This is a genomic window from Inquilinus sp. (genome assembly GCF_057815775.1).
Map to the genome: position 1 here is coordinate 1 of NZ_JBYRFX010000277.1, position 7181 is coordinate 7181.

Annotated in this window: 13 protein-coding genes; 5 read left to right on the top strand and 8 right to left on the bottom strand. The window is 66.0% G+C overall.

Going from position 1 to position 7181, the window contains the following annotated elements; genetic code table 11:
- The coding region (locus AC3XYG_RS09925; RefSeq protein ID WP_489139663.1) for an anti-CBASS protein Acb1 family protein at positions 1-861 on the bottom strand (861 nt) is incomplete at its 3' end.
- Positions 862-1179: 318 nt separating this feature from the next.
- Between AC3XYG_RS09925 and AC3XYG_RS09930 the strand changes: the two genes are divergently transcribed.
- Positions 1180-1653 (top strand): hypothetical protein, encoded by a 474-nt coding sequence (locus AC3XYG_RS09930; protein WP_489139664.1) that lies wholly within the window; start codon positions 1180-1182, stop codon positions 1651-1653.
- A 179-nt stretch (positions 1654-1832) separates the two neighbouring features.
- Here AC3XYG_RS09930 and AC3XYG_RS09935 read toward each other — a convergent pair whose 3' ends face one another.
- From AC3XYG_RS09935 to AC3XYG_RS09955, 5 genes are all read right to left on the bottom strand, one after another.
- On the bottom strand, positions 1833-2096 hold the full coding sequence (locus tag AC3XYG_RS09935) for a hypothetical protein (protein WP_489139665.1): 264 nt from the start codon (positions 2094-2096) through the stop codon (positions 1833-1835).
- 164 nt (positions 2097-2260) lie between these two features.
- The gene (locus tag AC3XYG_RS09940) at positions 2261-2824 is read right to left on the bottom strand and encodes a DUF6456 domain-containing protein (protein WP_489139666.1); all 564 of its coding nucleotides are present in this window, start codon (positions 2822-2824) and stop codon (positions 2261-2263) included.
- Positions 2824-3012: a hypothetical protein gene (locus AC3XYG_RS09945; protein WP_489139667.1), complete on the bottom strand. Its 189-nt coding sequence runs from the start codon at positions 3010-3012 to the stop codon at positions 2824-2826. Before AC3XYG_RS09945 ends, AC3XYG_RS09940 begins: the two co-directional genes overlap by 1 nt.
- A gap of 5 nt (positions 3013-3017) precedes the next feature.
- Complete coding sequence (locus tag AC3XYG_RS09950; protein WP_489139668.1) at positions 3018-3539, bottom strand: hypothetical protein; 522 nt, start codon at positions 3537-3539, stop codon at positions 3018-3020.
- Positions 3539-3847 (bottom strand): hypothetical protein, encoded by a 309-nt coding sequence (locus AC3XYG_RS09955; protein WP_489139669.1) that lies wholly within the window; start codon positions 3845-3847, stop codon positions 3539-3541. Before AC3XYG_RS09955 ends, AC3XYG_RS09950 begins: the two co-directional genes overlap by 1 nt.
- Before the next feature lie 282 nt (positions 3848-4129).
- Here AC3XYG_RS09955 and AC3XYG_RS09960 point away from each other — a divergent pair, with 282 nt between their 5' ends.
- From AC3XYG_RS09960 to AC3XYG_RS09975, 4 genes are all read left to right on the top strand, one after another.
- Complete coding sequence (locus AC3XYG_RS09960) at positions 4130-4711, top strand: XRE family transcriptional regulator (protein ID WP_489139670.1); 582 nt, start codon at positions 4130-4132, stop codon at positions 4709-4711.
- Between the two features lie 108 nt (positions 4712-4819).
- Positions 4820-5290 (top strand): SRPBCC family protein, encoded by a 471-nt coding sequence (locus AC3XYG_RS09965; RefSeq protein ID WP_489139671.1) that lies wholly within the window; start codon positions 4820-4822, stop codon positions 5288-5290.
- A 296-nt stretch (positions 5291-5586) separates the two neighbouring features.
- Positions 5587-5895 carry a hypothetical protein gene (locus AC3XYG_RS09970; RefSeq protein WP_489139672.1) on the top strand — a complete coding sequence of 103 codons (309 nt, stop codon included), beginning with the start codon at positions 5587-5589 and terminating at the stop codon, positions 5893-5895.
- A gap of 8 nt (positions 5896-5903) precedes the next feature.
- Positions 5904-6107: a hypothetical protein gene (locus AC3XYG_RS09975; RefSeq protein WP_489139673.1), complete on the top strand. Its 204-nt coding sequence runs from the start codon at positions 5904-5906 to the stop codon at positions 6105-6107.
- 17 nt (positions 6108-6124) lie between these two features.
- Here the strand turns inward: AC3XYG_RS09975 and AC3XYG_RS09980 are convergent, their stop codons facing one another.
- Together AC3XYG_RS09980 and AC3XYG_RS09985 are read right to left on the bottom strand one after the other, a co-directional pair.
- A complete protein-coding gene (locus AC3XYG_RS09980; RefSeq protein ID WP_489139674.1) occupies positions 6125-6973 on the bottom strand; it encodes an alpha/beta hydrolase in 849 nt (282 codons plus the stop codon).
- A gap of 1 nt (position 6974) precedes the next feature.
- A partial coding sequence (locus AC3XYG_RS09985) for a hypothetical protein (RefSeq protein WP_489139675.1) occupies positions 6975-7181 on the bottom strand: 207 nt, incomplete at its 5' end.

Below are 7181 nucleotides of genomic sequence, written 5' to 3' on the forward strand. Positions count from 1 at the left end.
AGCGTCCAGCCAACGCCGAGGACTGGTGCCAGATTTCCGTTCGGTTGAAAGAACGGAATGAACAGCAACGATTTTACGACCGTCTCGGCCGAAACCTGTGTTGACCGCATGAGCCCCGGCAGCAGGGCCGCCCCGGCCGACGAGTTTGCCGGCATATTCGGCCTGGGAGAGATTCTGAGTCAGGTTGGGGATGCGAATGACATCGAGCTTGGCCTCATGGATCAGTGTCGCCACACCCTGGGTTGCCAAGCCGGCCTGGCGTATAGCGTCCATCACCGCCTGCAGCACGCTGTCGCCCCAGCCGTCGAAGCCCTGGGCCGGCCCGTCCGGCAGCTCCGCGCCCAACAGCTGGATCACCCGGCTGGGATGCAGCCGGACGCTACGGCCGGTGGAGGCCAGTTGATACCAGCCGGGTTCGCCAAAGCCAGGCGACAGCACGTCGCGATCGATCTCGCCGGGTGCGATCTCCCAGCGGTGCATCACATGCAGGTAGCGCAGCCCCCCGCGGCCGATCGGTGGCAATGGCTGCGACGGGTCGGCGTCGCCGATGCCGAGCACCAGGGCAGCGCCGCCATACAGCCGCGCCAGACGCAGCGCGCGGGCGACCTTGCGCTGAAGGCCAAGCCGCGCCTCCTCCGCCTCGATCGCCTCGATCTGCGGCTGGGCGGCGTGCCACCGGCGCCATTCCCGGGTCATGTCGAAGGCCGGGATATCGATAGCCTTCCTGGCTATCCAGTCACCTCTGTAGGCGGCGTCCAACTGCCCCCGATCCTGTCGCACAAGACCAAATCGGTCATGCGCCAGCTTGTCCTTGCCGGAGAACAACCCGGCAACAAGATTGGTCAACGTGTCCAGAAACAAGGCCGGTCTCCCGAATCCAGGGCCGTCCGGCCCGATTGCATGTCGTCCGGATGCCAGCAGCGCGAACACGTCGCGATGGCGTGGCTTCAAAGGCAGCAGCTTCCCTTACCGCCCACTCCCTTGAGCGCCGGCGGCAGGTCGATACTTTGGTGGCAACGCATATGGGCGATCGTCTGCAGCCAGATCGTCTATGACCCGGTCAACCGCAGTGCAACTGGGACAGCGGCACATCCGCACGGCCTGGAGGCCGCGGGGCGACGCGCATGAAAAAACCCGCCCGGCACTCCGGGCGGGTTTCCGCCGATACAGCTTTATCCGATGTCAGTTGCTGAATTGCTTGGGAAGAATGGTGGGCTGCCGGTGCCCACTGTCATTGTTGTTGTTATTATTGTTATTGTTGTTCCGGCCGCCGTTGTCATTGTTGTTCCGATTGCCATTCCTGCTGTCAAGGAGTGGGTTGGGACGGTTGTTGTCGTTCCGGTTGTTGTCGTTCCGGTTGTGACCGTTCCCGTTGTGGTCATTTCCGTTGTGGTCATTGCCATCGTGATCATTCCGATCATGGTCACGATCGCCCTGGTGCCGCCAGTCATGATCATCGTCATTGTTATTGTTATTGTTATTGTCACGCCGGTAGCGACGGTAATAATCGTCATTCCGGTTGTCGTAGCGACGGCCGTAGCTGTCGTAATATCCGCTGTTGCCGGCTCCGTAGTACCCGTCGCCATAGCCCGAACCGTAGCCGCCACCGTAGCCGGGCTGCTCCACGCATCCTGCGACAAGCGGCGCGGTTGAACCGATGGCGACCGTGATGAGCATCGCCCGAACAAACCTATGACCGCTGGTCAAAACCGGACTCCGTGTTGTTGCAGCAGATTAACACACAGATGCCGGGCAAGGATCCATTGCCCCAAAGAAATGGCCCGCCGCGGTCTCCCGGGCGGGCCTGAGCCATGTGCTCTGCAGGAAACGGATCAGTTGCCGAAACGACGCCAAGCATCATGGCTCATGCCATGGTGCCGGCCGCCATTGTGGTGCCGGCGCCACTCCTGATGCCGGTTGTGCTCGCGATGATGCCAGCGATTCCGCTCGTGATGGCGGCGCCAGTCATTGTGATGATCTCGTGCCTGATGCCAGCCAGACGATGCCGCCTGCGCCGTCGATGCAACGATCGGCGCCGAGGTCAAGACAGCGACAGCAAGCAACGCCGCCCGGGCAAACTTCATCCTGATGGTCACGGTCCGAACTCCTGTGGTTTCCGTCAAATCAACGCACAGGATGCTCTAAGAGTTCCAAAGCCGTCATAAAAGTGCCCGCCGCGGCGAGCCGGGCGGGCGCAACTGTTTTACGATAATCTATTAATGCCATACGACGCGGCGTCGCGTCAATCAAAGGTGGAGTATTATCCGCCTTCTGTCGCAGAGGGCTGGGAGAGGGCATCCGCCCCCGTCAGGCGATAATGGTCGGCGAGGGTCTTCAGCCCATCCTCCAGAACCCCCATTACCTTGTCGCGATTCCGTCCCTGCCGGGCGGCCACCATCGCGACATCGGTCTCGTAGCAGGACACCGCGACCACCACCGCCCCGACATGGCCCCCCAAGCAGCGCAGCGCCGACCGGTAGGCTGCCAGCGCGGCAAGCTGGGTCTCGCCCGGAGTCAGCACCAATCCGGTGCTGCGGATGCCGGGCAACTGGTCGTCACTCCGGTTGCGCACCCCCAGCACACCGATCTCGAACTGCTCGCGCAACCGCTGCCCGGCCGAATGCATTCGCGGGCTAATGGAACGCCGCGCGACCATACGGTCGATCGGCGCCTGCACCAGCCGGCCGGCCGGGGCGCCGATCACGCCGCTGGCCGGCCTGTCGACGATGCCGGCCGCATGCCGCGCCCGTTCCGGTGTCTCCCGTTGGGCCGGCACTTCCCTTTGGGCCGCCGCCGATCCCTTCCCCTTCTGGTGGTTGGGCATCAGTCCTCCCGCCGACCGTAGCGGCGCTGGCATTCATTCTCGACCGCCAGCCGCAGCCATTCATTCTCGATCTCGCCGATGGTCAGGACAGCGATGCCCTGCCGGTGATAGGCGGCCGTCCGCATCTGTTGAAGTTGCTCGTCGTCGGCGGGCGTCGTCGCCTGATGCCGGCCGAGGCTGGACCGCATCCTTCTCATGCTGTCACCAGGGCTGCGGAGCAGCCGATGAGCGACCGGGCCTCGCCCGAGCTTCGCGGCACGATGTGCGGCGTCGAGACCCGCGGCAGCGCTGGCCGTGACGGGCCATAAGGCTGCTTCGCCATGGCCGCCTCATAGGCGGCGATGCTGGCCTCGGTCGGCCGGGGCCAGCCCGCCTTGCCCGCCTGGTGCAGTCCGTTCGCCCGGACCATGGCCAGGACAGAGGCCGGATCCGGCGACTCACGGCGCCGGCGGGTCCGCCGGCCGGTGACGACGATCTCGAAGACGCGCCGGCCCAGGGCGCCGATGACGCGGATTTTTCCGGCCTGTACCAGGCGCTTCAGTTCGTAGCCGATGGCGCCCTTGTTGTCGCCGATATCATGGCCGTGCAGCCGGAGCGCGTTGACCATTGCATCATTGGTCGGGGTCAGCGCGCCTCCGGCCGCGGCCCAGTCCAGGACAGCATACAGCGCCTGCGTACGGGCGCTAAGCATCAGCGGGGTGCTGGCGTTGCCCATCAGCTGTTGCTCCCCGGCACCGGCGCCGCAGCCGGATTGACGAAGGCGAAGGCGGTGCCGGTCGACAGCAGGCAGGCGGTGCCGTTCGGCTGCACCGCGAGCACGGTGAAGGTCGAGCCGTCGGCCGCGGCCAGGATCTCGATGGCAAAGCCCTGGTCGGCCAGCATCCGGGCGACCGGGGCCTCGCGATATTCGCTGTTGAGCGACCCGGTGATGATTTCATAGGGGCCGCAAGGGCTCTGCTGCGGCTGGGCGACGGCTGGGCCCGCGATCAGGATCAGGCCGAGCGTGAGGGGAGTGAACTGCATGGAGGATGCTCCGGCAAGGACGGCCGATCCCGGGCCGTCGCGGGCATGCCATCGACCGACGAGGCCAGCAGCAGGGCGGTCAGGCCGAGCAGCGTGGCTAAGGCCAGGACATCGAGCAGGTACAGCGCGGTGCCCGTACGGAGCGGGCGGCGCCGGCGCGATGCAGGCTGATAGTCGGGGGTGGGCATGGCTATATAGTAACCAATATGGATACATTGAGGCAAGAGAAATGTATCCATATTGGTTACGGACGATGACCAAGGGTTCTGGCACCATCACGGCATGACGAACCGGATTCGCGACCTTCGCACCCAGCGCGACCTGTCCCAGGAAGGCCTGGCCGACCTGGTGGGCACGACCAAGGCCCAGATCAGCAAGCTGGAGAAGGGCCAGCGACGGCTGACCGACGATTGGATGCGGCGGCTTGCCCCCGCTTTGGGCGTGGCCCCCGCCGACCTGATGCTCGAACGTGGCGATCGGCCGACGGTACCGCTGGTTGGCTATGTCGGCGCCGGGGCCGAGGTGCGGATGTTCGACGGTGACCAGGGCGGCGACCGGCTGGACGATGTCGAGGCGCCGCCCGATGCCGATGCGCACACGGTGGCAGTGGTGGTGCAGGGATCGTCGATGGACCCGGTGTTCCGCGACCGCGACCTGATCTATTACCGCAATGTCCGGGGCCAACCCGGGGACCTGGTCGGCCGGGAATGCGTGGTCGGGCTGGCCGATGGCCGCGTGTTCGTGAAGATCCTGCAGCGCGGCAACACGGCCGGGCTGTTCAACCTGTTCAGCTACAACGCGCCGCTGATCTCCGACGTCGTGGTCGAATGGGCGGTCAAGGTCGCCTGGGTCAAGCGGGACTGACCGCCGATCCACCCGGATCCGCCAGACGCAAAAATTTCAGCCCCCCTGTCGGATGGCCACTCTCCCGGCCGTCCTTGGGCCAGACATCCTTCACCACGGAGATCTGACATGACCGCCACCCCCGCCTCGGATCGCGAACTGGTCCTGACCCGCCTGATCGACGCCCCGCGCGAAAAGCTGTTCAAGGCCTGGACCGATCCCGAGCTGCTGAAACAGTGGTTCTCGCCACGCCCCTGGACCACCCCGGTGATCGAAGTCGACGTCCGGGCCGGTGGCGCCAACCTGATCGTCATGCGCGGCCCCGATGGTAGCGAGTTTCCGAACCGGGGCGTCTATCTTGAGGTCGTCGAAAATGAGCGGCTGGTGTTCACCGATGCCTACACCAAGGCCTGGGAGCCGTCGGAGAAGCCTTTCATGACGGCGATCATCACCTTCGAGGACGAGGCCGGCCAGACCCGTTACACCGCCCGCGTCCTGCATTGGACGGTCGCCGACCGCGAGGCCCATGAGAAGATGGGCTTTCACCAGGGCTGGGGCCTGTGCACCGACCAGTTGACGGCCCTCGCCGCCAGGATCTGACCCTCGACCGCCTCGCTTCACCTCACCTGATCGACCATACCGGCCCGGAGGCCTCGCTTCCGGGCCGTTCCTTTGCATGGCATCCCGCCCACTTCCCCTTCACGCCATGGGCTTTGGCCGGACTGACGCGGCAGCAGCCGCAGCGAACCGCAATTCGCACTTTCAAACATTGATATATCCAATCTGGACATTATCCTTGACGTCTTATGTTTCCATAATGGATACTTGTTTAAATTCCTTCGGCTCGCCAAACCACTGAGCCGACCCGCCCCTCCCTGTTTCGACCAGGAGAGAGCATGTCACCCACCCGGCGTCTTGCCGCCATCGTCGCCGCCAACCAACCGCGCGTGTACGGCGGAATGCGCGGCGGTTTCGAACTTCTGGCCGGCCCCACCACACCCCAGTTCTGGAAGCGCAAGGCAGCCGAAGGCCTGATCTGTCTGCGTGAAAACCGCAGCGCGCTGCAGGCACTCCGCGTCGATCCCCGGCCCTGCGCCGCGCGGAAGCTGATCGCGATCCGCGGCTTCCGACTCAAGGCCCAGGCGCTGCTTCGGGCCGACCACCCCGTGCCACGACCCATGACCGAATCCCTGGCTGCCAAATAGGAGCACCCATGCCGCGTTCTCGCCCGATCTTCGTCCTTCGCTCCGCCCGACACAACCGGCCGCGCTGGTTCCGCGCCATGACGGCCTGGGGGCCGGTCTTGACCGAACGCCTGCACGACGCCAGGCGCTTCGCCACGCGGCGCGAGGCGGAAGAGCACCCGGCGCATCAGGCCGTGGGCGTCACGTTCTTCGTCGACGACGCGGCGAGCTGAGCCTCGATCGGGCAACCTTAGCCCTGGCGCGACGCCGCGATCACGCGGCCGAGCCGGCCGGCCAGGGCCGTGCCCGGCGTGCCCAGCGCGGTGGCGATACTCATGTGGTTCTCACCGGGCAGCAGCGTGTATCCGACATCGGCGCCGGCGGCGGCCAGACGATCGGCGAAGGCTTTGCCCTGAGCCAGGAAGGGCGGCGTCTCGTCCGCACCGACGACGATATCGATCGAAGCCTCGGGCACCGGCGTTGCCGCCAGTGGCGACCAAGCCGCCACTTCCTTCGCCGTCAGCGCGATCTCCGGCTGCAGGAAGCTGCGGGTGATGGGCTCGAGGTCGTAGATGCCGCTGACCAGCAACAGTGATCGCACCGGCGCGACGGGCGCCGAATCCTCGACCGCCCCGCGGCAGGCCAGGAAGCTGGCCAGATGGGCGCCGGCGGACGCGCCGCTGGCACTGATCGCCGTGGGATCGCCGCCCCAGCGGCCGACATGCGCCGACAACCAGGCCGCCGCCCGCCGCACCTGGTCGACAAGCACCGCCATCCGCGCCTTCGGCATCAGCGAATAGTCGATGATTGCGGCAATCGCGCCCTGCGCCGTGATCGCATCGGCGACGAAGGCATAGTCGAGCTTCGAGAAGGCGCGCCAATAGCCGCCATGGACGAAGATGTGGACCGGGCGCGGCTCCCCCTCCCCTGCGGGCAGATAGAGATCCAGCCGTTCATCGGGATGGTCGCCATAGGCCAGGTCGCGCACGCCGCGCAGCGTCTGCCGGGTGCGCTCGCTGGCCTGGCGGTAGGCAGCGACATGAGTCTCGAAATCCGGCACATGGGCGCGGATCATGAAGGGATCGATGGTCTCTGTCATGTCACGGCAATCCGACGTCCTGGAGCGGGCTGGGGGTCAGGTCGATGCGGGGCGGCACGGCACCCTCGGGCAAGGCGAGGCATTCCAATGCAACGCGGGCCGCCGGCAGGTCGCAGATCGGCACGCGCAGCAGCAGCACGGCGCGGACCTGGCCGTCGGCGCCGAGGATCGGCCGCGCCGCCTCACCCGTATCGGGGCAGGTTTCGCC